Source organism: Streptomyces sp. MGP-BFMKR1 (assembly GCF_057766585.1).
The window spans coordinates 3,868,398-3,892,298 of sequence record NZ_CM173408.1 but is presented as its reverse complement, the minus strand read 5'-3'; the positions used below and the strand labels follow the sequence as shown (position 1 = coordinate 3,892,298).

15 protein-coding genes and 3 tRNA genes are annotated in these 23,901 nt (G+C 74.0%); 11 read left to right on the top strand and 7 right to left on the bottom strand.

Annotation, left to right across the window (positions count from 1 at the left end; genetic code table 11):
- Nucleotides 1-184: 184 nt before the first annotated feature.
- Nucleotides 185-1,336 carry a hypothetical protein gene (locus AC3CHW_RS14930; protein WP_488470752.1) on the bottom strand — a complete coding sequence of 384 codons (1,152 nt, stop codon included), beginning with the start codon at nucleotides 1,334-1,336 and terminating at the stop codon, nucleotides 185-187.
- Nucleotides 1,337-1,523: 187 nt separating this feature from the next.
- Here AC3CHW_RS14930 and AC3CHW_RS14925 point away from each other — a divergent pair, with 187 nt between their 5' ends.
- The gene (locus AC3CHW_RS14925) at nucleotides 1,524-2,807 is read left to right on the top strand and encodes an adenylosuccinate synthase (protein ID WP_398608664.1); all 1,284 of its coding nucleotides are present in this window, start codon (nucleotides 1,524-1,526) and stop codon (nucleotides 2,805-2,807) included.
- 94 nt (nucleotides 2,808-2,901) lie between these two features.
- Here the strand turns inward: AC3CHW_RS14925 and AC3CHW_RS14920 are convergent, their stop codons facing one another.
- Nucleotides 2,902-4,836 carry a protein kinase domain-containing protein gene (locus tag AC3CHW_RS14920; protein WP_488470751.1) on the bottom strand — a complete coding sequence of 645 codons (1,935 nt, stop codon included), beginning with the start codon at nucleotides 4,834-4,836 and terminating at the stop codon, nucleotides 2,902-2,904.
- A 717-nt stretch (nucleotides 4,837-5,553) separates the two neighbouring features.
- Between AC3CHW_RS14920 and AC3CHW_RS14915 the strand changes: the two genes are divergently transcribed.
- The 3 genes from AC3CHW_RS14915 to AC3CHW_RS14905 all read left to right on the top strand — a co-directional run bounded on the left by AC3CHW_RS14915 (nucleotide 5,554) and on the right by AC3CHW_RS14905 (nucleotide 8,876).
- Entirely contained in the window at nucleotides 5,554-6,924 is a 1,371-nt protein-coding gene (locus AC3CHW_RS14915; protein ID WP_488470750.1) for an aminotransferase class III-fold pyridoxal phosphate-dependent enzyme, read from the top strand.
- Nucleotides 6,925-7,239: 315 nt separating this feature from the next.
- Nucleotides 7,240-7,932 (top strand): GntR family transcriptional regulator, encoded by a 693-nt coding sequence (locus tag AC3CHW_RS14910; RefSeq protein ID WP_398608667.1) that lies wholly within the window; start codon nucleotides 7,240-7,242, stop codon nucleotides 7,930-7,932.
- Nucleotides 7,933-8,225: 293 nt separating this feature from the next.
- Entirely contained in the window at nucleotides 8,226-8,876 is a 651-nt protein-coding gene (locus AC3CHW_RS14905) for a hypothetical protein (protein ID WP_176163159.1), read from the top strand.
- 85 nt (nucleotides 8,877-8,961) lie between these two features.
- On the opposite strand, the gene AC3CHW_RS14900 is transcribed toward AC3CHW_RS14905, so the two are convergent.
- Complete coding sequence (locus AC3CHW_RS14900) at nucleotides 8,962-9,924, bottom strand: SLATT domain-containing protein (protein WP_459247009.1); 963 nt, start codon at nucleotides 9,922-9,924, stop codon at nucleotides 8,962-8,964.
- 1,044 nt (nucleotides 9,925-10,968) lie between these two features.
- On the opposite strand from AC3CHW_RS14900, the gene purD reads away from it, so the two are divergent.
- The 4 genes from purD to AC3CHW_RS14880 all read left to right on the top strand — a co-directional run bounded on the left by purD (nucleotide 10,969) and on the right by AC3CHW_RS14880 (nucleotide 18,499).
- Nucleotides 10,969-12,219: a phosphoribosylamine--glycine ligase gene (gene purD, locus AC3CHW_RS14895; RefSeq protein ID WP_488470749.1), complete on the top strand. Its 1,251-nt coding sequence runs from the start codon at nucleotides 10,969-10,971 to the stop codon at nucleotides 12,217-12,219.
- Between the two features lie 646 nt (nucleotides 12,220-12,865).
- On the top strand, nucleotides 12,866-14,809 hold the full coding sequence (locus tag AC3CHW_RS14890; RefSeq protein WP_488470748.1) for a hypothetical protein: 1,944 nt from the start codon (nucleotides 12,866-12,868) through the stop codon (nucleotides 14,807-14,809).
- Between the two features lie 965 nt (nucleotides 14,810-15,774).
- A complete protein-coding gene (locus AC3CHW_RS14885) occupies nucleotides 15,775-17,340 on the top strand; it encodes a N,N-dimethylformamidase beta subunit family domain-containing protein (protein WP_488470747.1) in 1,566 nt (521 codons plus the stop codon).
- A 244-nt stretch (nucleotides 17,341-17,584) separates the two neighbouring features.
- On the top strand, nucleotides 17,585-18,499 hold the full coding sequence (locus AC3CHW_RS14880) for a phosphoribosylaminoimidazolesuccinocarboxamide synthase (protein ID WP_488470746.1): 915 nt from the start codon (nucleotides 17,585-17,587) through the stop codon (nucleotides 18,497-18,499).
- A 102-nt stretch (nucleotides 18,500-18,601) separates the two neighbouring features.
- Here AC3CHW_RS14880 and AC3CHW_RS14875 read toward each other — a convergent pair.
- From AC3CHW_RS14875 to AC3CHW_RS14860, 4 genes are all read right to left on the bottom strand, one after another.
- A tRNA-Gly gene (locus AC3CHW_RS14875) sits at nucleotides 18,602-18,674 on the bottom strand.
- A 446-nt stretch (nucleotides 18,675-19,120) separates the two neighbouring features.
- Nucleotides 19,121-19,193: transfer RNA gene (locus AC3CHW_RS14870), tRNA-Gly, on the bottom strand.
- Nucleotides 19,194-19,266: 73 nt separating this feature from the next.
- Nucleotides 19,267-19,341: transfer RNA gene (locus AC3CHW_RS14865), tRNA-Gly, on the bottom strand.
- A gap of 231 nt (nucleotides 19,342-19,572) precedes the next feature.
- Nucleotides 19,573-19,890, bottom strand: a complete 318-nt coding sequence (locus AC3CHW_RS14860; protein ID WP_176163164.1) for a histone-like nucleoid-structuring protein Lsr2 — start codon at nucleotides 19,888-19,890, stop codon at nucleotides 19,573-19,575.
- Nucleotides 19,891-20,245: 355 nt separating this feature from the next.
- Between AC3CHW_RS14860 and purS the strand changes: the two genes are divergently transcribed.
- From purS to purL, 3 genes are all read left to right on the top strand, one after another.
- Complete coding sequence (gene purS / locus AC3CHW_RS14855; protein WP_176163165.1) at nucleotides 20,246-20,491, top strand: phosphoribosylformylglycinamidine synthase subunit PurS; 246 nt, start codon at nucleotides 20,246-20,248, stop codon at nucleotides 20,489-20,491.
- Nucleotides 20,488-21,168 (top strand): phosphoribosylformylglycinamidine synthase subunit PurQ, encoded by a 681-nt coding sequence (gene purQ, locus AC3CHW_RS14850; protein ID WP_398608672.1) that lies wholly within the window; start codon nucleotides 20,488-20,490, stop codon nucleotides 21,166-21,168. The genes purS and purQ overlap by 4 nt, the downstream gene beginning before the upstream one ends.
- A 174-nt stretch (nucleotides 21,169-21,342) precedes the next feature.
- On the top strand, nucleotides 21,343-23,640 hold the full coding sequence (purL, locus tag AC3CHW_RS14845; protein WP_488470745.1) for a phosphoribosylformylglycinamidine synthase subunit PurL: 2,298 nt from the start codon (nucleotides 21,343-21,345) through the stop codon (nucleotides 23,638-23,640).
- The last annotated feature ends 261 nt before the right edge of the window (nucleotides 23,641-23,901 follow it).

Below are 23,901 nucleotides of genomic sequence, written 5' to 3'. Positions count from 1 at the left end.
ACGAGGCGAATGGTTCCTGCGCACGCCTGGCCGACCCCGGTCCCGCCGCCCCAGGCCGGGGCGGGCGGGGTCCGAGGTCGATACCGGGGGCGATGCCCGCAGCCGATGCCCGCAGCCGATGCCGTGGGAGGCCGTGCCAGCGCCCGAAGCCGTGCCATGTGAGGCCGAGCCGGGGCCCGGCCGGCTAGCGCGGCAGCGTCACCGACCAGGCGTCCGGCAGCAGACGCCAGGTGCGGGTGCGGACCGGGCCCGCCGTCACCGTGTCGGCGCGGTAGTGGAAGTCGGGGCCCGAGACCGTGATGGCCCGCGCGCCCAGCCTGACCGGGCTGCCCGACGCGTGGCCGTACACCACCACCTCGGCGAGGCCGCGCGAGCGCGGGGCGCCGTCGGGCGGGCGGGCCGGGGCGCCGCCGAACAGCGGCCGGGTGGCCACCGAGACGCGCTCCACCGGGTGGTCGAGGTCGGCGAGGAGCACGCCGTCCGCCTCAACGCGCAGCCGCACAAGCGACGGCCTGGCCCGGCGCGCCGGCGGCCCGCCGGCGCCGGCGCGGCCCGCGACCGGCGTGGTCAGCAGCGTGAGGGCGGTCCTGGCGGTGCGGGCCGCCGGCGACCACCACGGCTGCGGCCGGTCCGCCACCGACTCGCGCCCCTGCCGCTGGCGGGGCACCCTGCCGTCGTCGGCGCCGGCCCGCGTCTCGCCGTCGGCGCCCGCCGCGCGTTCGGCGCCCGGCGCCGCGTCCCCGGCCGCGCGGCCCGGGGCCAGCTCCGGGGCCTGGGCCGCGCCGGGGCCCGTGGTCGGGCCGGCGTCCGCGGCGGGGGTGGCGGGTTCGGCGGGCCAGGCTGTCTCGCCCGCGCGCGCCGAACCCGGCGGGCCCGCCGCGTCGACCGGGTGGCCGCCGGCGCCGCCGTACGGCACGCTCAGTTCGCCGATCACCACGCCGTCGCTGTCGTCCACCAGCAGGTCGAGGCGCCGGTCGAAGCCGTCGATGACGGTGCGGGCGGCGCGTACCGCGTCGGTGGGGATGCCGAGGGCGCTGGCCAGGGCGACCGCCGCCGGCGGCCCGACCGGGACCATCGCGAGCGGCGTCGTGGCGAGCGTGCGCTCGCGGTGCAGCAGCGTGACCACGCGCAGCAGGGCACGGTCGTCGCCCACCACGACCGGCCGTCTGCCGCCGCGCCGGGCCAGCGCGCGGGTGACCTCCTCAAGGCCCTCCGGCAGGCAGATCTTCGTGGTCGCGCGGGCGCACAACACGTCCTTGGCGATGCGCACGGACTCCCCGTCGACGCGCCGGGCGCCCGGGTCGATGATCATGAGCAACGGTGGCGTTGCGCTCACGCGGGGCTCTGGAGCCGACACCTCGGTCCTTCCTCAGGTAGCATCTCGGTGCAAGAGCCCCTTGCGCTATTGCGCCAGGGGCTTGGTCTATTCCGGGGCACCGGTTCGACGGCTCTGCTGGCGGAAGCGCGACATCGCGCACCGTCACGCACGTGGGACATGCCCCGCCCGGAAGGGGTGTACGCCTGTGCCCGCACTTGTGCTGCTCGGTGCTCAGTGGGGTGATGAAGGCAAGGGAAAGGCCACCGACCTGCTCGGTGGTTCGGTGGATTACGTCGTTCGCTACCAGGGCGGCAACAACGCCGGTCACACGGTCGTCGTGGGTGACCAGAAGTACGCGTTGCACCTGCTCCCTTCCGGAATCCTTTCTCCTAGCTGCACGCCGGTCATCGGCAACGGTGTCGTGGTCGACCCGGCGGTCCTGCTCTCCGAGCTGAGCGGGCTGAACGAGCGCGGCGTGGACACGTCCAAGCTCCTCATCAGCGGCAACGCGCACCTGATCACGCCGTACCACCAGACGGTCGACAAGGTCACGGAGCGCTTCCTCGGCAAGCGGAAGATCGGCACCACCGGGCGCGGCATCGGCCCGGCCTACGCGGACAAGATCAACCGCGTGGGCATCCGGGTGCAGGACCTGTTCGACGAGTCGATCCTCATCCAGAAGGTCGAGGCGGCGCTCAACGACAAGAACCAGATCCTGGTCAAGCTCTTCAACCGGCGCGCGATCAGCGCCGAGCAGGTGGTCGAAGAGTACCTCGGCTACGCGGAGCAGATCAGGGACTACGTCGCCGACACCACGCTGATCCTCAACAACGCCATCGACGAGGGCAAGGTCGTCCTCTTCGAGGGTGGCCAGGGCACGCTGCTCGACGTGGACCACGGCACGTACCCCTTCGTGACCTCCTCCAACCCGACCGCGGGCGGCGCCTGCACCGGCGCCGGCGTGGGCCCCACGAAGATCAACCGGGTGATCGGCATCCTCAAGGCGTACACCACGCGGGTGGGCGCCGGACCGTTCCCGACGGAGCTGTTCGACGCGGATGGCGAGGCGCTGCGCACCATCGGCGGCGAGCGCGGCGTGACCACCGGGCGCGACCGGCGCTGCGGCTGGTTCGACGCGGTGATCGCGCGCTACGCGACGCGCGTCAACGGCCTCACCGACTTCTTCCTGACCAAGCTCGACGTGCTCACCGGCTGGGAGCAGATCCCGGTCTGCGTGGCGTACGAGATCGACGGCAGGCGGGTCGAGGAGCTGCCGTACAGCCAGACCGACTTCCACCACGCCAAGCCGATCTACGAGAACCTGCCGGGCTGGTCGGAGGACATCACCAAGGCGAAGACCTTCGCCGACCTGCCGAAGAACGCACAGGGCTACGTGAGGGCGCTGGAGCAGATGTCCGGCGCGCCGATCTCCGCGATCGGTGTCGGCCCGGGCCGGGACGAGACGATTCAGGTCAACTCCTTCCTCTAGGCCCCACGCCGGGCCCGTTCGCGGGCCCGCCGAGTGAACGTGCGCCGGGCGCGCTGGTCAGCCGACCAGCCGCCCGGCGCACGCGCGTGTGGGGCTAGCGGAGGCCGGGCCCGTACGGCGAGCCGTAGCCGCCGGGGCCGGCGCCCTGGCCCGGCATCGGCTGGCCGGTGACCCGGCGCTCCTGCAAGGCGGACAGCCGGACCACCACGGCGATGGCGAACACGGCGCACGGGATCGACACCACGTCGGCGAAGACGGACCAGGCGACGGAGGTCTGGTGTTCGCCGTACGTCTCGGCGTCGGCGAAGACGAAGAAGCTGATGGTGTTCATCACGAGCATCGCCAGGAAGAGCACCCACCAGGTGTTGAGCAGCCCGCGTCCGGTGCCGGGCTGCGGCGGGTAGCCGGCCGGGGTCGGTGGGGCGCTGGTGGTCCAGACGTCGTTGGCCATCTGCTTGGGGAACCAGAACTGCACCACCGGGATGAACCAGGCCCCCGCGGCCAGCCCCGAGCTGAACCGCTGTCGGCCCGGCGCGAGCGCCTGCGCGTTGACGTAGACGCGGCGGAACCAGATCACCCACAGCACGACCATGGGGATGGAGAGGAAGAACCACAGCGCGTCGAACCCCTCGGTGACGCCCTCGTCGTCCTCCAGCGCGGTGGAGTCCACCGTGTCCGAGAAGAAGTCGTCGTAGGTGCCGTAGAGCCGCAGGCTGAAGATCAGGTCCATCAGCATGATCAGCAGCCCGATGGAGAACAGCACCACGGTGGCGTTGGCCAGCCCCCGGGGGGAGCGCCAGACGGCGGGCGGGCGGTAGCCGACGTGGGTGGTCGGGTAGAGCGGTGCGGCGACGCCGGTGTGCGGGTGCCCGGCGTGCGGCCCCATCGTCGGCTGCCCGGCGTACGCGGCGTGCGTGGTGGTCATCGGCGGCTGGCCGGATATCCGCGGGCCCGGGGGTATCGGCGGGCCGAACTGCGTGCCCGGCGGGGTGCTCGGGGGCGGGGTGCCGGGTGTCCGCGGCTGCGCGGGCGGCTGGCCCCCGGGCGGGGTGGCGCCGCCCAGCGGCGCGAAGCCCACCCCGGTCTGCGGCATCTCCGCCTCCAGCAGGCGCAGCGCGTCCCGGCCGAGCCGGGCCAGCAGCTCGCCCGGCAGCCACGGGCCCGCGTCGCCGCCGACCTGGCCGGCCGCGAGCGCCCCGGCGCCGTCCGGGCCTGCGCCGCCCGCGTGGGCCAGCACCTGGTCCAGCGTGAAGCGGCTGGCCGGGTCCTTGGTGAGGCAGCCGTCGATCAGCTCCCGCAGCCCCTCCGGCAGCCCGGTCAGGTCCGGCGCCTCCTGCGCCACCCGGTACATCAGGGCGTGCACGCCGCTGTCGACGGTGCCGAAGGGGGAGCGCCCGGTGGCCGCGAAGGCCAGCACCGAGCCCAGGCAGAACAGGTCGCTCGCGGCCGTGATCGGGTCGCCGCGCACCTGCTCGGGGGACATGAAGCCGGGCGAGCCGACGACCGCGCCGGTCATCGTCAGGCCGGTGTCGCCGACCGAGTCGAGGGCCCGGGCGATGCCGAAGTCGATGACGCGCGGCCCGTCGATGGTGATCAGCACGTTGGACGGCTTGAGGTCGCGGTGGATCAGCCCCGCGCCGTGGATGTCGCGCAGCGCCAGGGCGAGCCCGCGGGCCAGCGCGCGCACGGAGTTCTCGGGGAGCGGGCCGTGGTCCTCGGTGACCACGTGGTGCAGCGAGGGCCCGCCGATGTAACCGGTGGCGACCCAGGGGGTGGCGGCTTCGGTGTCGGCGTCGAGCACCGGCGCGGTCCAGTCCCCGCCGACCCGTTGCGCGGCCCGCACCTCGGCCTGGAATCTGCGCCGGAAGTCGCTCTGGCTGGCCAACTCGCCCCGTACCAGCTTGACCGCGACGGTACGGCCGCGCGCCGAGCGGGCCAGGTAGACACGGCCCATCCCGCCCTCACCGAGCCTGCTGAGCAGGCGGTACTCGCCGATCCAGCGAGGATCGTCGGCCCCCAGGTCTTCCATGCTGTTGTGGCTCCTGCCCCTCGTTCCGCGCGGTGCCGCCGGCCGCTGCTGCCGCCGCGACGTCCCGTGCGCGCTGCCGTGTCTGCGCGTTCGACCCGCCGCGTGCGCGAGCGGACCGCCACCCCTGCCGTACTGCCGTGCCCCGCGCGGCGGGGGCCGCGCGGTGTCGGTCGTGCCGTCCGGTCGTGGCCGTGCGCGTGACCCCCGTCCGCGCCCTGCCGCGGCGGTGGCCGGCCGGCCCTCGGTGCCGGGCCCGCTGTGCGTGCCGCCCGCTCCCCCCGGTCTTCCCCCGCCCCGCAGAGAATAAGGGGCGGGTGGCGAAAAGCGGCCCGCGCCTCGCCCCGGAACCGCCCGGGGCGCGGGTTCCGGCCCGGGCGGGCGGGGTTGTGGGACAGACGGCCCCGGAAACCGGCCGGTAACGCGTTCCCGGGCCTCCCGCCGCACCGGGTCGGTGCGCGACGCTGGGTCGATGGTGCCCGCGCCAGCCCCCGTCCGCGTACCCGTATCCGTACTCGTGCGCGTACCCGTATCCGTACTCAGGCCCGGGCCGCACCGCCCGTGCCGGGGCCCGGCAACGTGTCCAGGCGGGTGGCGAGCACCATACGAAGTGCCGGTATCCGGCCCGCGCCGGCCTCCCTAGGCTGAGGAGACCGGCCCCGCACCCCGCCGTACCGCCGGCGCCGTCCACCGAGCCGCGAGCGATTGAGGTACCGAAACGTGTCCACGCACCCCGCCCCCGCCCCCGATCCCACCACCGGTGCCGCGGTCAAGGCCGCCGACCGCGCGCACGTCTTCCACTCCTGGTCGGCACAGGGCCAGATCGACCCGCCGGCCATCGCCGGGGCCGAGGGCTCCTACTTCTGGGACTACGACGGCAACCGCTTCCTCGACTTCTCCTCGCAACTCGTCAACACCAACATCGGGCACCAGCACCCGAAGGTCGTGGCCGCCATCCAGGAGCAGGCGGCGAAGATGTGCACGCTCGCGCCCGGCTTCGCGGTGGACGTGCGCTCCGAGGCGGCCCGGCTGATCGCCCAGCGCACCCCCGGCGACCTCGACAAGATCTTCTTCACCAACGGCGGCGCCGAGGCGGTCGAGAACGCCGTACGGATGGCGCGGGTGCACACCGGGCGCCCCAAGGCGCTCTCCGCGTACCGCTCGTACCACGGGGCCACCAACGCCGCGATCAACCTGACCGGCGACCCGCGCCGGTGGGCCTCGGACAGCGCGTCGGCGGGCGTCGTGCACTTCTGGGCGCCGTTCCTCTACCGCTCGCCGTTCCACGCCGAGACCGAGGAGCAGGAGCGCGACCGCGCGCTGCGCCACCTCGCGGACACCATCACCTTCGAGGGCCCGCAGACCATCGCCGCGATCATCCTGGAGACCGTCCCGGGCACGGCCGGCATCATGCCGCCGCCGCCCGGCTACCTGGCCGGCGTCCGGGAGATCTGCGACGAGTACGGGATCGTCCTCATCCTCGACGAGGTCATGGCCGGCTTCGGGCGCACCGGCCGCTGGTTCGCGCGCGACCACTGGGACGTCACGCCCGACCTGCTGACCTTCGCCAAGGGCGTCAACTCCGGCTACGTGCCGATCGGCGGCGTCGCCATCTCCGCCGAGATCGCCGCCACCTTCGACCAGCGGCCCTACCCGGGCGGGCTCACCTACTCCGGACACCCGCTGGCCTGCGCCTCCGTCGTCGCCACGCTGACCGCGATGGAGGACGAGGGCATCGTGGACAACGCCGCCACCATCGGCGAGCAGGTCATCGGCCCCGGGCTGCGCGAGATCGCCGAGCGCCACCCGTCGGTCGGCGAGGTGCGTGGCCTCGGCGTGTTCTGGGCGGTCGAGCTGGTCCGGAACCCGGAGACCCGGGAGCCGCTGGTGCCGTACAACGCGAGCGGGCCGGCCAACCAGCCGATGGTCGACTTCGCGGCGGCGGTCAAGCGGGGCGGGCTGTGGCCGTCGGTGGTCATGAACCGCACGCACGTGGTGCCGCCGTGCACGATCTCCGCGGCGGAGACCAAGGACGGCCTGGCCATCCTGGACGAGGCGCTCGCCGTGGCGGACGCGCACGTCGTCGGCTAGCCGGAGCCGTCCCGAGGGGCCGCGCGGGCGGTCCGTACGAGCGGTCAGCGCGGGCGGTCCGTACGGGCCGTCCGCGCCCGTTCGAGGGGGACGGCGCGGGGACGTAACGTTGCCCACACCGGTTCGCACACAATCCCACGGAGTTCTTCGCCAGACCGCCCATCCTCGGGCCAGAGCACTGCACTCCGTGCAACACCTCCACACTCCGCGCAACGGCCCTCGCATATCGTGATGCGGGGGCCGCTCGCTTGTCCGCCGGCTCGTGCGCCGGCGGAACCCCACATCACGCGGGCGGCCGTGGAAGGAGACGGACCCATGCCCGGCACCAGCCAGGTCAAGCGCAGCACGCTGCGGCAGCAGATAGCCGACGCGCTGCGCGACGAGGTGCTGGCGGGGCGGCTACCGGCCGGGCAGCAGTTCACGGTCAAGGAGATGGCCGAGCAGTACGGGGTCTCCGCGACGCCGGTCCGCGAGGCGCTGCTCGACCTGTGCGCGCAGGGCCTGCTGGACGTGGAGGAGCACCGCGGCTACCGGGTCCACGAGTTCACCATCGGCGACTACCGCGACATGGTCGAGGCGCGCACGCTCATCGTGGAGGGCATGTTCCGGCGCTCGGTCGCCACCGCCATGGACTCCACGACGCCGCAGGCGCTCGCGTCGGTACGGCGCCGCGCGGAGGAGGCCGAGCGGGCCGCCCGTGGTGGCGACCTCGACATCCTCATCGGCTACGACCTGCGGTTCTGGCGCGAGCTGAGCGGGCTGGTGGGCAACTCGTACATCTCCGGCATCCTGGAGCGGGTGCGCGTGCAGAGCTGGGTGTTCAGCGTGCCGTACCTGCGGCGCGCGCCGGACCTGCGCGGGAAGCTGTGGGCCGGCCACTGCGAGCTGGTGGAGGCGATCACCCGGCGCGACGTGAAGACCGCCGAGGAGATCGTGGCCGCGTACAACGCGCACAGCCTCTCCCTGGTCGACTCCCTCCCGGGCCCGCGCCCCGCCCCCACGCACTGAGCTTCGCGTCCTGACCTTCGTGCCCTGAGCTTCGCATCCCGCGCCCCGCGCGGGCGGGCTTCGCTGGTGGTGGCTTACGCGTTGGTGGGCTTACGCGTTGGCGGGCTCGCGCGGGCGGGGGAGTGGCGGTGGCGCGGGGTGTCGTTCGCCCGGTGTTCGTACGGCGTTCGCGGGGCGGGACCGCGGGCGGGGCGGGCGCGGGGCCGGGGTGCGGCGTTGTCCGTCGGCACCCTTCGCGCAGCGGTGGCCGGGCATTACGCTGGCTCGACCGCTGCCAACGAGAGTGAGTACACGTGGCATGTGACCTCTGGCTGGTCCCGCTCGTCGACGTCCTCTGCCATAGCCCCGACAACCCGTTCGCCGAGGAGATCGCCGCGTACGACCAGGCGCTCGGCGAGGCCGGACTGCCCCCGGTGCCCGTCTTCGGCTACACCCCCGGACTCTCCGGCGCGGTCGCGCCGATCGCCGGGTTCGACTACGACGCCCTGCACTACCTGCGCCGCGCCTACCTGCTCCGGGTCTGCGGCCTCGAGGTCACGCCGGTCGACGAACTCGGCGGCGACTACGAGCAGTTGCTGGAGATGTTCGAGAGCACGGCCCAGGAGTCCCACCTGGTGTGGCACTACGACCACGCCGGCGCGTACGTCCCGGTCGACTTCGCGAGCCCGCTGTCCAACGACGGCCTCCTCGAAGGCGGCGGCCCGCTCGGCTCCAGCCACGGCCTGCTGCGCGAACTCCTCGAAGTGGGCCCGGCGCTGGGCATCGACCCGGCCAACCCGCCCGCGCCGCCCGCCCCGCCGGCCCGCCCCACCGACCTGGAGGAGCCGGCGGCCCCGATCCCGTACGAGGACAGCCCGTTCGCGCGGGAGCGCCACGTGTGGCTGTCGCTGCACGCCGCCGCGACCCGCAGCCTGGGCCAGGGCTCGATGATCGTCTTCAGCTGACCGCCCGCCGCTGGACCGGCGCCTGACCGGCCGTCCCCTCGGACGGCCGGTCGCGGTCGCGCTTTCGGCGTTGGCGGTCGCGCCGCTAGCGGGGGGACTCGGGCGGGCGCTGGCGCGGCATGTTGGGCCGGGTGCCGGGGGGCAGCAGCAGCCGACTGAGCGGAGTGCCCGACTCCGGGCGGGCGTGCCACGCCAGCGACTGGGTGCTCAACGGCGCCGAGCGCGACCCGAACTCGATCATCCAGTCCGCCGTCTCGGCCCGCACCAACTCCGTGACGTCCTCCACGAAGCGCCGCAACACCCCGAGGCAGCGCTCCGCCGCCTCGCTCGCGGTGCCGTCGGTGGGGCCCAGCACCTCGCGGACGCTCTCCACCGACCAGTCGAACTGGAGGGCCTCCAGCCGCCGGTGCACCGCCTGCGCCGTGGCCATGTCCCGCATCCATCCCGAGGTGAGCCCGAAGAACCGGTCGCAGGCCAGGCACGCGACGGCGGCGACCAGCGCGAGGCAGCCCCAGGCCGCGCCGGCGCTCAGCGTGTGGGTCAGCTCCAACAGGGGGAGCACGGCGCCCACCGTCGCCGCCAGCGCGGCGCCGGCGCGCAACGCCCGCGCCGCGCGCCGCTTCCACGCCCGGTCGGCGAGGTACCAGTCGGCGACCCGCAGCGCCCCCTCCTCGGCCCACCGGTACAACTCGTCCAGGCGCTCCGTCGGCTCGCCCCAGTCGCCGAGCGGGATCGGCCGGCCCAGCAGGTCGGCCGGGCGCCGCCGGGCCGCCCGCCATCCACCGTGCGGCTCGTCGCCGGCCCGCGCCGCCCGGCCGCCCGGCCGCCCCGCGTGCGGGTCCCGGCCGTCGTCGCCGGACGGCCAGTGATCGCCGGCCCCCGAGCCGTCGTCCGGCCCACCGGGTCCCATCGGACCTCCGGGGCCACCCGGCGCTCCCGGGCCACCGCAGCCGCCACCGGACTCACCGCCCCCACCCGCCGCGCCGGTCCCACTCGTTCCACCTTCGCCGCGCGGAAGCCCCTCGGGTCGCATCTCCGGCTGACTCACCCGTGCACTCCCTGCGTCCTGGCTGACTGCGTTCCGGCCGGCCGCCCCGCCGACCGGCCGGCCCTGCGGCGCGCGGCGGCACCGGCCCCGCGCCCTCGATGGCTGCTGCTCCGCACGTGCTGCTGTGCCCGCGACCGGTTGCCCGCCGCCCATGCTCGTCGCTCGCGTCCGTTGCCTCTGCCCGTTCGTCCCCGCCGGCCCCACGCCGACGCGTCCGCCTGCCACCCGCGCCACGGGCCCGGCGCCCCGGCGCCCGGCCGACGGTCGAACCCGCCGCCCGCGCGGCTGCCCGCGCACCTCCCGTACGCGCCGTCCCGCGCGCCGCCCGCACGGCGCCGTGCGTACGCGACGTCCGTCCGTGCCGCCGGCTCCCCGCCCCGCGAGCGGTGGCCCCGGGGCGGCCGGGCCCGGTGGTGGGCCGCCCGGTCGGGGCGGCGCGCCCCGGAGCCCTAGGCGGAGCGCAGCCATCTTCCTACCGCCGAACGGCTGGCATTGCGCCTTAGAACGGGGAACATCACCCCAAAATGCGGCCAGAACCGGCTTTATGTCGGAAATAGGGTCGAGCGTGTCTCACCCGAAAGAGTGGCCGGCCCGCACCCCAGCCGCCCCGCCTCCACCCGGCACGACCCCCGGCCCCCTCGTAACGCGCGGCCCCACCCCCGCGTTACGGACCCCGGCCTCCCTCGTACGACGGACCGATCCTCCTGTCGTACGACGGGCCGAGACCGCCGTGTACGTCGGACCACGGGCCCCCCGCGTGTCGGACCACGGGCCCCCCGCGTGTCGGACCGTGGGCCCCTCGCGCGTCGTACCGCGGCCCCCCGCGCGGCGGTCCGCCGCGAACCGGTGCGCTCGCTCGGGGCGAGGTGGCGCGCGGGTCGGTGGCGCGGCGGCGGGGCGCGCGGAGCGGAGGGCGTACGGGGCGCGGAGGGGGCCGAGGGGCGGGTGGGGCCGCGCCGGCGTGCGGGTTCCGCGCCGTTCCCGGGGCGTCGTCGCCGCGCCGCGGGTTAAGGGCCCGTGGCCGCGACGTTTAGGGTGGGGCCCGTGAAGGTCCTCGTCATCGGCGGCGGCGCCCGCGAACACGCCCTGTGCCGCTCACTGTCTCTCGACCCCGACGTCACCGCCCTGCACTGCGCCCCCGGCAACGCCGGCATCGCCGAGGTCGCCGAGCTGCACCAGGTGAACGCCCTCGACGGCACCGCGGTCGCCGAGCTCGCCGGCACGCTCGGCGTGGACCTCGTCGTGGTCGGCCCCGAGGCGCCCCTGGTCGCCGGGGTCGCCGACACCGTGCGCGACCGTGGCATCCCGTGCTTCGGCCCGTCCGCGGCGGCGGCCCGCCTCGAAGGCTCCAAGGCGTTCGCCAAGGACGTGATGGCCGCCGCCGGCGTGCCCACGGCGCGCGCCTACGTGTGCGTCAACGCCGCCGAGGTGGACGAGGCGTTGGACGCCTTCGGGCCGCCCTACGTCGTCAAGGACGACGGCCTCGCGGCGGGCAAGGGCGTCGTTGTCACCTCCGACCCGGCCGCCGCCCGCGCGCACGCGCTGGCCTGCGACCGCGTGGTCATCGAGGAGTTCCTGGACGGCCCCGAGGTGTCGCTGTTCGCGATCACCGACGGCGAGACCGTCCTCCCGCTCCAGCCCGCGCAGGACTTCAAGCGCGCCTACGACGGGGACGAGGGCCCGAACACCGGCGGCATGGGCGCCTACTCGCCGCTGCCGTGGGCCGACCCCAAGCTGGTCGACGAGGTGCTCACCACCGTCCTCCAGCCGACCGTCGACGAACTGCGCCGCCGCGGCACGCCGTTCGCCGGACTGCTCTACGCCGGGCTCGCGATCACCTCGCGCGGCGTGCGGGTCATCGAGTTCAACGCCCGCTTCGGCGACCCGGAGACCCAGGTCGTCCTGGCCCGCCTGAAGACGCCGCTGGCCAGCGTGTTGCTGCGGGCCGCGACCGGCACGCTGGAGATGGAGCCGCCGCTGCGCTGGAGCGACGGCGCGGCGGTCACCGTCGTCATCGCCTCGCACAACTACCCCGGCACGCCGCGCACCGGCGACCCCATCACGGGCCTGACCGAGGCCGCCGGGCGCGACAAGACGTACGTGCTGCACGCCGGCACGAAGCTGAGCGAGACGGGCGACATCGTGAGCGCCGGCGGCCGGGTGCTGTCCGTGACGGCCACCGGCTCCAACCTGGCGAAGGCCCGGGGGCGCGCGTACGAGGCGGTGAAGCTGATCGAACTCGACGGCTCCCACCACCGGACGGACATCGCCGCCCGCGCGGCCGACCCCGAGTAGTTCCGTTCGCGCGGCCGACCCCGAGTAGTTCCGCCCGTGACCGCCCCCCGTCCGCCGGGGGCGGGCACGCCCGCGCCCGCGCGCCGGCGTGCCCCGGGCACAGCCGCACCCGAGGGCCCACGCCCCGCAGCCGCCGCCCGAACCGCCCTCCGGGCCACGGTCCGCGACCGTCCCCAGCCGGGTAGCCCGCCGCGCGCGCCCGCGCCGCCCGCTCACGCGGCGCCTCCGCTTGCCGGCCCACGCGCCCACGCGCCCACGCGCCCGCCCGGCCAGGCGCCCGGCGCCGGCGTGCCCGCCACCTCGCGCCCGGTGGGCGGCGCTCCGGAGGGCCCGCGCGGGGGCCGAGTGCGCCGGCGTCCGCCCCATGGGGCGCGGGTTCCGCTCACTGACCGGAATGGTTCCTACCCCTGGCCGATGCCATTCCATCGAGTGAGCGGCTGGCTATCTGGGTGACGTGTTTGCCCGCCCCAACTAGTCTGCCGCGGAGCCACGCTGCGGCAACTGGCGCAGCGGCTTCCGTACGGACAGGGGGCCCTTCGCACACCGACATTGCGGTGTCAGTAGCCGGTGCGACAGTGGTGGGGTACGCACGCCGGCGGCATCCGCTGTCGCACTCACCGCAGGGCAGTAGGGGGTGGTCAGACTCATGGCAGGTCCGAAAGCAGAGACACCCGGGGCCCGAGCGCGGGCGCTCGCGGTGCTGCGCGTGCGCGGCACGGCGCAGGCCGTGGCGCTGCTGCCGGCCGCCGTCGCGGTCGTCCTCGTCGCCGGCGGCGCCACCGGGCACATCGGCGGCTCGGGGAGCGGCTGGCGGACCGCCCGCTGGGTGGCGATCGGCGTCGCCGTGCTGACCCTCGCGGTGGCCACGGCCGTCGGCGTGGTCATCGCCCGCGCCCGCCCCGCCCTGAGCCCCACCGTCCCCGTCCCCGAGGAGTCGGCCCCCGACCTGTACCGCATGGTGCGCGACCTCGCGGACCGGCTGGGCGTCCCGCCCCCGTCGGCGATAGCCCTGACGCCGGACTGCGACAGTTGGCTGGAGGACCGCACACATGAGGAGCGGCGAGCGCGGCGAGCGCGCCGGGCGCGCGCCCGGCGACGCGCCGAGGCCGGCGCCCGGGACCGCCGCAGCGCGCTGTTCGGCCGCCTCCGGCTGGCCCCGTCCCGCTCCCCGGGGCTCGCCCTCGAGGTCGCGGTCCCGCCCGCGCCCGCGGAGGCTCCGCGGGACGCGACGGGCCCCACGGGACCGGTGCTCGTGATCGGTTCGCCCTTCCTGTGGTGGATGCGGGTCGCCGAGCTGCGCGCGCTGCTCGCCCCGGTCGTGGCGGGCACGGGCCCGGCCGCACACCCGGACATCGCCGCCGCCCGCCGCTTCGTGCGCAGCCTGGACGCCGCCGTCGCCCTGGCCGCGACCGACCCCCGCCCGGACCCGGCCCCGCACGAGACCGAACCGCCCGACACCGCCCCGTACGCCGTCCCCCACGCGGCCCCGGCCCCGGCCGGCCCCTCGCCCGGCCTCGCCTTCGTCGGCTGGGTGGCGCGGCTGCTGCTGCGCGCCTGCCGGGACGACGCCGCCGAGATGGAGCGGGGCGTCGCCGCCGCGTCGGCCCAGCGCGCGCAGGGCGTGGACTACGGGCTGCGCATCGCCGCCCAGGAGCAGGTGGGCCTCGCGTACGCCGGCTGGGACCGACTGCTGACGCGCGTAGCGCTGCCCGCCTGGCGGATGGGCCGCTGGCCCGCGCAACTGGACGTCGGCGTCGTGGCGGCGCTCACCGAGCTGTCCCGGCGCGACCGACTCGCGGAGGGCTTCGCCTCCCGGCTGGGCGAGCGCCCGGCCTGCGACCTCCTGGAGGAGCCCGGCGCGGTGGACGAGGCGATCTCGCTGCTGGCGGCCCGGCTGTTCCACGGCGGCCCGGCCACCCCGGGGCCCGACTGGTCGCCGGTGGACTGGGGCGCGTACCCGGAGGAGGTCGTGGACCGCAAGTGGCGCCTGGAGGCGGCCCGGCTGCACGCCGCCCTGGACACCCTGCCGCGCCCGGCCGGCGAGCCGGTCCCCAGCGCGCCCGGCGGCGGCTACGGCCCGGGCTTCGAGCCCGACCTCGGCGCGGAACCCACCCTCGACCGGATCCTCGACCGGCTGAGCGCCCCGGGCGGCGCCGAGCACGACCCGGAGGCGATAGCCGAGCGGCTGGCCGCCCGGCTCTCCTCGGAGCTGGCCCGCGAGGAGGCAGCCCAGCGCCGGTCCGCCGCCGCGGGCGGCGCGCCCGGCCTCGCGGCGAGCGGCCAGGGCGTGGCCGGCGAACCGTGGTTGGACGGCCTGGCCCCGCTCTTCCCGCTCCAGCCGCCCCGGACCGGCCGGGAACTCCTGGCCGACCACGTCACGGCGATGGTCTGCTGCGCGGCCGTGGACACCGCGGGCGCCGCACCCGGCCTCGACTGGCTCGACGGGCCGGCCCTCCTGGTGGACGGCAGCCGCAAGACGGACCTCACCGCCCCGGTGCTCAGCCTCACCGAGGACGGCGACCCCGACCCGCTCCGCGCCTGGCTCGGCGGCGTGGGCGTCCGCCCGGACAAGCCCATCCGTCTGGTCTAACCCACCCCACCGCATCCGCCCCACCCACACACCCACACACCCACCCACCCACACCCGCGTACACACCCGCAGGCCGTCACGCCCCTGCGACCCCGCGCGGCACCCCCACCCACACGGCGGGCTCCCACCCACGGCGCGCTCACACCCCGCGCCGCCCGCCCCGCGCCACCATCCCCACGTACGGCACCGGGCCCACGCCCCCACGCCCCCGTACGGCGCTCGCCCGCACCTCCCACCCACCGCGCCTACACCCGGCCCGCGCTCGCGCCATGCCTCCACCGGCCCGCGCCCACCCCGGCTCACCGCACCACACACCCCCGCCACACTCTCCCTCGCCACCTCACACCCAAACCCACGCCCACACCCGACCCCCCCCACCCACACCCCCGCACCCGCCTCACTCCCACCCACCTCCGCCCACATGCCCCGAACACGCCAACCCGCCCCACCACACCCACTCGACACCCACATCACCCAGATCACCCGCAGCCCTCCCATCCCTCTCAGCCCCCGCACCACCCCAACCACCCCCGTCCCGCTGGCAACCCACTCGCCGAGGTGGCCGCCCCCCGCGCGCGCCCCTGTGCCTCTGGCCGGTTGGTGGCCCGTTGGGGCGTGCGGCTCGTGCCCGGGGCTGAGGCGCTCGGGGCGCTTTTGCCGTGGTGACGTGCGCCCCCGGGCATTCCGTACGCGCGGTCCAGGGGACGTCGGTTGGCCAGTTCTCTGCTTCATTTCGCGACGAACAGTGACGGTGTGGGCGCGAAATGTGATGTGCTGGGATCAGTCGTTGTCATTCGAGGGATAAGCGCAGGGGCTTACCGGGGGCCGGCCGGTGGACGGGGTGACCTACACCGGACGACGGGGAGTGACGAGTTCCCGTACGGGGGGCCTGGTCCGCATCGACCCGACAGTACGGCGCACTCGGTCGTGCGGACGCGGATGCGGCACGCAGGGAGGGAGCGCACGTGGGGACGGAGCACATCCGGCGCTGGGAATCCGGCGCCCTCGCACACGCCGTGTCGGACCCGTTCGGCATGGGCCCGTTGCCCTGGCTGCGGGGGAGCGAGCACTACTTCGGCGACACCGGGCACGTCGTGCCCTGGTACGTGGACCACGTGGACGCGCCCGGCGCGAGCACCTTCCCGCTGCCCCGCGCGCACGACGCGGGCCCGGGGGACGCGGACGACCGGCTGCACGCGCGCTGGGGCGCGTACGCCGCCGCGCGCCGCTCCGGCCACCGCAGCGGCCCACGGATGGCCGACGACGTGCACCGGCAGATCAAGGGGTTCGCCAGCGCCGGCGCCGTGGCCCCCGGCGACGCCATCGACTTCCGGGTGACGGTCAATCCGCCGCAGGAATTCAGCGTGGACATCTACCGCATCGGCCACTACGCCGGCGAGGGCGCCTCGAAGATCACCACCAGCCCCCGGCTGGCCGGCATCGTCCAGCCCGCCCCGCTCGCCGCCGACCGCACCGTCTCCTGTCACCACTGGTGGCTCTCCTGGCGGCTCCAGGTCCCCACGTACTGGCAGGTCGGCGCGTACGTCGCCGTCCTCACCACCATCCGCGACGGCTTCCGCAGCCACATCCCGTTCACGGTCCGCGACCAGGACCCGGCCGACCTGCTGCTCGTGCTGCCCGACGTCACCTGGCAGGCGTACAACCTCTACCCCGAGGACGGCCGCTCCGGCGCCAGCCTGTACCACGCGTGGGACACGGACGGCCGGCTGCTCGGCGAGGAGGACGCGGCCACCACGCTGTCCTTCGACCGTCCGTACGCGAGTGCCGGGCTGCCGCTGCACGTGGGGCACGCCTACGACTTCATCCGCTGGGCCGAGCGTTACGGGTACGACGTCGCGTACGCCAACACCCGCGACCTGCACGCCGGTCGGGTCGATCCGACGCGCTACCGGGGCCTGGTCTTCCCCGGGCACGACGAGTACTGGTCCGTTCCCATGCGCCGCACCGTCGAGCAGGCCCGCGACGCCGGCACCTCGTTGGTCTTCCTGTCGGCCAACACCATGTACTGGCAGGTGGAGTTGGTGCCCTCGCCCATGGGCCCCGACCGGCTGCTGTCCTGCCGCAAGCGCCGCGGTCCCGGGCGGCCGGCGCTGTGGCGCGAGCTGGGCAGCCCGGAGCAGCAGTTGATGGGCATCCAGTACGCGGGCCGGGTCCCCGAGCCGGCCCCGCTGGTCGTCCGCAACGCCGACCACTGGCTGTGGGAGGCAACGGGCGCGGGCGAGGGCGACGAGCTGCCGGGGCTGGTCGCCGGCGAGGCCGACCGGTACTTCCCGCGCACCAGCCTGCCGCAGCACATCCGCCGGATCCTGCTCGCGCACTCCCCGTACGAGGACAGCGACGGCGTGCCCCGCCACCAGGAGACCTCGCTCTACCGCGCGCCGAGCGGGGCCCTGGTCTTCGCCTCCGGCACCTTCGCCTGGTCACCGGCGCTGGACCGCCCGGGCCATGTGGACGCCCGCATCCAGCGCGCCACGGCCAACCTGCTCGACCGCATCTGCAAGCGCGACTGACCGCGCGGCCGGCACGAGCGGAGCAGCGCGGCCCACCGCCTCACCCGCCGCCCCCGCTCCCGCCGCCCTCCCGCCCCCAGACCGCCACCCACCGCCCTGACCAGCGGCGCTCCCGTACCCCGATCAGCGGCGCCCGTCACGCCGGCGCGCCCGCCACGTGGGCCCGGCGACCGGGCCCACGTCGGCCCCGCGCGTCCCGATACGCGAGAATCGAGGCTCTTGGACCAACCCACCGGGAGGAACCGTGTCCGGATTCGTCGAGAAGCCCGAGCCCGTGCAGGTGCCCGGTCTTGAGCATCTGCACACCGGAAAGGTCCGCGAGCTGTACCAGAACGCGGCCGGCGAGCTGGTGATGGTCGCCAGCGACCGGATCTCCGCGTACGACTGGGTGCTGCCCAGCGAGATCCCGGACAAGGGTCGGGTCCTCACCCAGCTCTCCCTGTGGTGGTTCGACCAGCTCGCCGACCTCATGCCCCACCACGTGGTGCGGGCCTGCGACACCCCGGAGGACCTCCCCGCCGGGGCCCCCGCGGACTGGGCCGGCCGCACCGTGGTGTGCACGGCGCTGCGGATGGCCCCGGTGGAGTGCGTCGCGCGCGGCTACCTGGCCGGCTCGGGCCTGCGGGAGTACGCGGAGAACCGCACCGTCTGCGGCCTCGCCCTGCCCGAGGGGCTGGACAACGGCTCCGAACTGCCCGCCGCGATCTTCACCCCGGCGACCAAGGCCGCCGTCGGCGACCACGACGAGAACGTCAGCTACGAGGAGGTCGCCCGCCAGGTCGGCGCCGAGAGCGCCGCCGAGCTGCGGCAGGCCACCCTCGCCCTGTACAGCCGGGGCCGCGACATCGCCCGCGAGCGCGGCATCATCCTGGCCGACACCAAGTTCGAGTTCGGCTACGACGGCGAGCGGCTGGTCCTCGCCGACGAGGCGCTGACCCCGGACTCCTCCCGGTTCTGGCCCGCCGACCAGTGGGAGCCCGGCCGCGACCAGCCCTCCTTCGACAAGCAGTTCATCCGCGACTGGCTCACCTCGCCGGCCTCCGGCTGGGACCGCACCGGCGAACTGCCCCCGCCGCCGCTGCCGGCCGAGGTCGTCGAGCAGACCCGCGCGAAGTACGTCGAGGCGTACGAACGGCTCACGGGCCTGACCTGGTCCTGACCCGCCCCGGCCAGCGTGCCGGCCCGACGCCGGGCCGGCACGCTGGTCGAACGCCCGGGCATGCGGAAGGCCCCCGGTCGATGACCGGGGGCCTTTTCCCTGAGCGGACGACGAGGCTCGAACTCGCGACCTCAACCTTGGCAAGGTTGCGCTCTACCAACTGAGCTACGTCCGCATGCGCCGCGCGTTTCCGCGTGGTGCGGGTCCTACTATAGCCAACGTTTCGGGCGAGCGAAGCACCCGAGCGCGCCCCGACCGTCCACCTGCCCGGCATAGCTGGCCGGGGACCGCGAGGTTGTGGCCATCGCCACACCCTCCGGGCCGGGCGGGAGCAGGGGAACCTGGCGGCGACCGGCCCCCCGGGTGGCGTAGCGCACCCGCGCGGAAGACGCCGGACGGCTGCGGACGGTCGCCGATGGGATGGGGCGGGCGGGCGGACGGTCGCGGCGGGGGGATGGGGCGGTTGCGGCTCGAGGGGCCGGCCGAGCGTCCGACCGGAGTGTCCGTCGCGCCGCGCGTCGCACGCGGGGCCGGGAAGTCCGGGAGCGGTCGCGGACAACGCGGGTGCACATATGACGAAGGCCCCGACCGTAATGGTCGGGGCCTTCGCCATATTCACTGAGCGGACGACGAGATTCGAACTCGCGACCCTCACCTTGGCAAGGTGATGCTCTACCAACTGAGCCACGTCCGCGTTTGCTACCGATCAGCTTTCACTCATCGGCGCGGGGACCACTCTACCTGACCCGAATGGATCGGTTGAGCAGTGGAGCGGGTGACAGGGATCGCACACTGCGCCTCCCCCTTGGAAAGGGGGCGCTCTACTACTGAGCTACACCCGCATGATCGAAGTTCTGGGCTTTTCGGCCCGTGCCCTTCGGCGTGCTCCAGACTCTAGCGGATCAATGGGGGTGCGATGCAACTCGGTGCGCAAGGGCGCCTCGGGTTGCTCTCCCCGCCCGACCCGCGGACGCTTCCGCGACCGGGCGAGAGGGTGGGTGGGAAGCGGGAAGCGATCGGCCTTTCCGCTCCGGGGTCGGCGCAGCCGGCCGCCCCGGAGCGGGTGGCTTCGATCAGCTCGCCTCGTTGAAGGCTTCGTAGACCTTCTTGGGGATGCGGCCCCGCGGCGGCACCTCCATGCCGTGCGACTGGGCCCAGGCCCGCACGGTGGCCGGGTCGGGGGCGACGGCGGTGCGCCGGTAGGTCTTGCCGGAGCGGGACCGCTTGCGGCCCGCCTCGACGTACGGGGCGAGAGTGCCGCGCAGTTTCTTCGCATTGGCAGAGTTGAGATCGATCTCGTACGACCTGCCGTCGAGACCGAACGTGACCGTTTCCGAGGCTTCTCCGCCATCGATGTCGTCAGAGACTGTGACCACTACACGCTGTGCCACGGATATCGGTCCTTTCGGGCTGCATCGCCTGGCTGTCACCGGCTGTCGCCAGTTGACGTGCCGCGGTGCATGGGTTCCGGAGGTCAGGGATCAATGCTTTTTCATTTGTACAGCGGTGAGCATTGCATTGTGAAGCCCCGGTAATTCTGTCCGCGTGTCCCCGCGCAATCCGGACGATACGTTTTCCCCTCGATTTCCCCCAGGGCTCGACACCCCCGATGCATAAACGTGACCGAGGGTTCACCTTATCTATGCGCGTAGATTTTGCAGGGATGTAGGGTTATGTCATCTGCCTTCGGGTCCCTGGGGGTCGCTCCCCAGAACTCACAGCCGCACCACACCACCGGGAGTGCCAGTGGCACGCGTCGTAGTCGACGTCATGCTCAAGCCCGAGATCCTTGACCCGCAGGGCCAGGCCGTGCAGCGCGCGCTGCCCCGCCTGGGCTTCGAGGGGATCTCCGACGTACGTCAGGGCAAGCGCTTTGAACTTGAGGTGGAGGGACCGGTCGACGACGACGCCCTCGCCCGTATCCGCGAGATGGCGGAAACGTTCCTCGCGAACACCGTCATTGAGGACTTCGTCGTAAAGGTCGAGTCGTGACCGCACGCGTGGGAGTTGTCACCTTCCCGGGCACCCTCGACGACCGCGACACCCAGCGCGCGGTCCGTATCGCGGGTCTTGAGGCCGTACCGCTGTGGCACCGGGACAAGGATCTTCATCAGGTCGACGCCGTGGTGTTGCCCGGCGGCTTCTCGTATGGCGACTATCTCAGGGCCGGAGCGATCTCCCGCTTCTCGCCGGTGATGGAATCGATCATCGAACAGGCCAAGGCCGGCATGCCGGTCCTGGGTATCTGCAACGGATTTCAGGTTCTTACCGAGACGCATCTGCTGCCCGGCGCGATGCTGCGGAACAACCATCTGCACTTCGTCTGCCGCGACCAGAAGTTGCGGGTCGAGAACGTGAACACCGCCTGGACGACCGACTTCACGGCCGGCCAGGAGATCCAGATCCCGCTGAAGAACATCGACGGCCAGTTCGTCGCGGACGCGCGCACGGTCGACGAGTTGGAGGCGGAGGGCCGGGTCGTCTTCCGCTACCTGGACGTCAACCCCAACGGCTCGCTGCGCGACATCGCCGGCATCACCAACGCCGCCGGCAACGTCGTCGGCCTGATGCCGCACCCGGAGCACGCGGTGGACCCGCAGGTCGGCACCGGCGGCACCGACGGGCTGGGATTCTTCACCTCGATCTTGAAGAAGTTGGTTGCGGCATGACGCTCGACACCGGAACAGCCGAGGGAGCGACTGAGATTCCCTGCCGCAGCGCGTCTGGCCCTGTGCCGCGAAGGAGCGACCGAGCATGACCCTCGACACCGGAACAGCCGAGGGAGCGACTGAGATTCCCTGCCGCAGCGCGTCTGGCCCTGTGCCGCGAAGGAGCGACCGAGCGTGACCCTCGACACCGTGAAGCACGCGGGCGAGACGCCCGACGTGGAACTGCCCTGGGCCGAACTCGGCCTGAAGGAAGACGAGTACGCGCGGGTCCGGGACATCCTCGGGCGCCGGCCGACCGGCGCAGAGCTGGCCATGTACTCCGTCATGTGGTCCGAGCACTGCTCGTACAAGAGCAGCAAGGTGCACCTGCGCCAGTTCGGCGAGAAGGCCCCCGCCACCGACGCGCTCCTGGTGGGCATCGGTGAGAACGCCGGCGTCGTGGACATCGGCGAGGGGTACGCGGTCACCTTCAAGGTCGAGTCGCACAACCACCCCTCGTACGTGGAGCCGTACCAGGGCGCGGCCACCGGCGTCGGCGGCATCGTGCGCGACATCATCGCGATGGGCGCCCGCCCGGTCGCCGTCGTGGACCCGCTGCGGATGGGCGCCCCCGACCACCCGGACACCAAGCGCGTGCTGCCGGGCGTCGTCGCGGGCATCGGCGGCTACGGCAACTGCCTCGGCCTGCCGAACATCGGCGGCGAGCTGGTCTTCGACGCCTGCTACCAGGGCAACCCGCTGGTCAACGCCGGGGCGATCGGCGTGATGCGGCACGAGGACATCCACCTGGCCAAGGCCAGCGGCACCGGCAACAAGATCGTCCTGTACGGCGCCCGCACCGGCGGCGACGGCATCGGCGGCGCCTCCATCCTGGCCTCCGAGACCTTCGACGCTGATCCGAACAGTGCCTCCGGCACGGGCAAGCCGTCGAAGCGCCCGGCGGTCCAGGTCGGCGACCCGTTCCAGGAGAAGCTGCTCATCGAGTGCACTCTGGAGGCGTTCGCCGAGAAGCTGGTCGTCGGCATCCAGGACCTGGGCGCGGCCGGCCTGTCCTGCGCCACCTCCGAGCTGGCCTCCAACGGCTCCGGCGGCATGCGTGTCTCGCTGGACGACGTGCCGCTGCGCGACTCCACGCTCTCGCCCGAGGAGATCCTCATGAGCGAGTCGCAGGAGCGCATGTGCGCGGTCGTGGAGCCGGACAAGGTGGACCGCTTCCTGGCGATCTGCGAGAAGTGGGACGTCCTCGCCACCGTCATCGGCGAGGTCACCGACGGCGACCGGCTGGAGATCTTCTGGCACGGCGAGAAGATCGTGGACGTGGACCCGCGCACGGTCGCGCACGAGGGCCCGGTCTACGAGCGCCCGTACGCGCGCCCCGACTGGCAGGACGCGCTCCAGGCCGACGACGCGGGCAAGCTGCCCCGCCCCGGCTCCGCCGACGAGCTGCGCGAGCAGGTCCTGAAGCTGGTCGGGTCGGCGAACCAGGCGTCCAAGTCCTGGGTCACCGACCAGTACGACCGCTTCGTGCAGGGCAACACGGTCCTGGCGCAGCCCGAGGACTCCGGCATGATCCGGGTCAGCGAGGAGACCGGCCTCGGCGTGGCCATCGCCACGGACGGCAACGGCCGGTACACCAAGCTCGACCCGTACACCGGCGCGCAGCTCGCGCTGGCCGAGTCGTACCGCAACGTGGCCGCGGCCGGCGCCAGGCCGCTCGCGATCTCCGACTGCCTGAACTTCGGCTCGCCCGAGGACCCGGCCGTCATGTGGCAGTTCGTGGAGGCCATCCGTGGCCTGGCCGACGGCTGCCAGCAGCTCGGCACGCCGGTGACCGGCGGCAACGTCTCGCTGTACAACCAGACCGGCGAGGCGGCCATCCACCCGACGCCGGTGGTCGCCGTGCTCGGCGTCATCGACGACGTCGCCCGCCGCACGCCGATCGGCTTCGGCACCGAGGGCCAGTTGCTCTACCTGCTCGGCGACACCCGCGAGGAGTTCGGCGGCTCGGCCTGGTCCCAGGTCGTCCACGACCACCTGGGCGGGCTGCCGCCCAAGGTGGACCTGGAGCGGGAGCGGCTGCTGGCCGAGATCCTGATCTCCGGCTCCCGTGACGGCATGATCGACGCGGCGCACGACCTCTCCGACGGCGGCCTGGTGCAGGCGCTGGTCGAGTCGTGCCTGCGGGGCGGCAAGGGCGCCCGGATCGTGCTGCCCGAGGGGCTGGCCGCCTCCGGCGACGCGACCGACGACGCGTTCGTCGCGCTGTTCTCGGAATCCGCGGGCCGCGCGGTGGTGGCGGTGCCGCGCAGCGAGGAACTGCGCTTCACCGACATGTGCGGCGCGCGCGGGCTGCCCGCCACGCGCATCGGCGTCGTGGACGGGGACACGCTGGAGGTGCAGGGCCAGTTCAGCATCCCGCTGACGGAGCTGCGCGAGGTGCACGAGGCGACCATCCCGGCGCTGGTGGCCTGATCAGGGCGTGAGCACCTGAGCCGCGCCCGCACCGCGCGCGAGACGAGCCGGCGAGGGCCCGTACGGAACGCTCCGTACGGGCCCTTCGCCGTGTCCCGGCAGCCGGCCGCGCGCGCCCGGGCCGGAGCGCCTACCGGCCGGGGGGCGTACGGGCCGGGTCGGCGCGCGTACGGGTGGGGCGTCGTACGGGCCGGGGGGCGTACGGACCGGGTCGCGTACGGGCGCGGGCCGTACCGGGGCGCACGCTCTACCCTGTGGATC

Excerpts from the sequence above, each read along its gene's own strand:
- AC3CHW_RS14920 (WP_488470751.1), bottom strand. The coding sequence starts at position 4,836 with ATGGAAGACCTGGGGGCCGACGATCCTCGCTGGATCGGCGAGTACCGC.
- AC3CHW_RS14910 (WP_398608667.1), top strand. The coding sequence starts at position 7,240 with ATGCCCGGCACCAGCCAGGTCAAGCGCAGCACGCTGCGGCAGCAGATA.
- AC3CHW_RS14890 (WP_488470748.1), top strand. The coding sequence starts at position 12,866 with ATGGCAGGTCCGAAAGCAGAGACACCCGGGGCCCGAGCGCGGGCGCTC.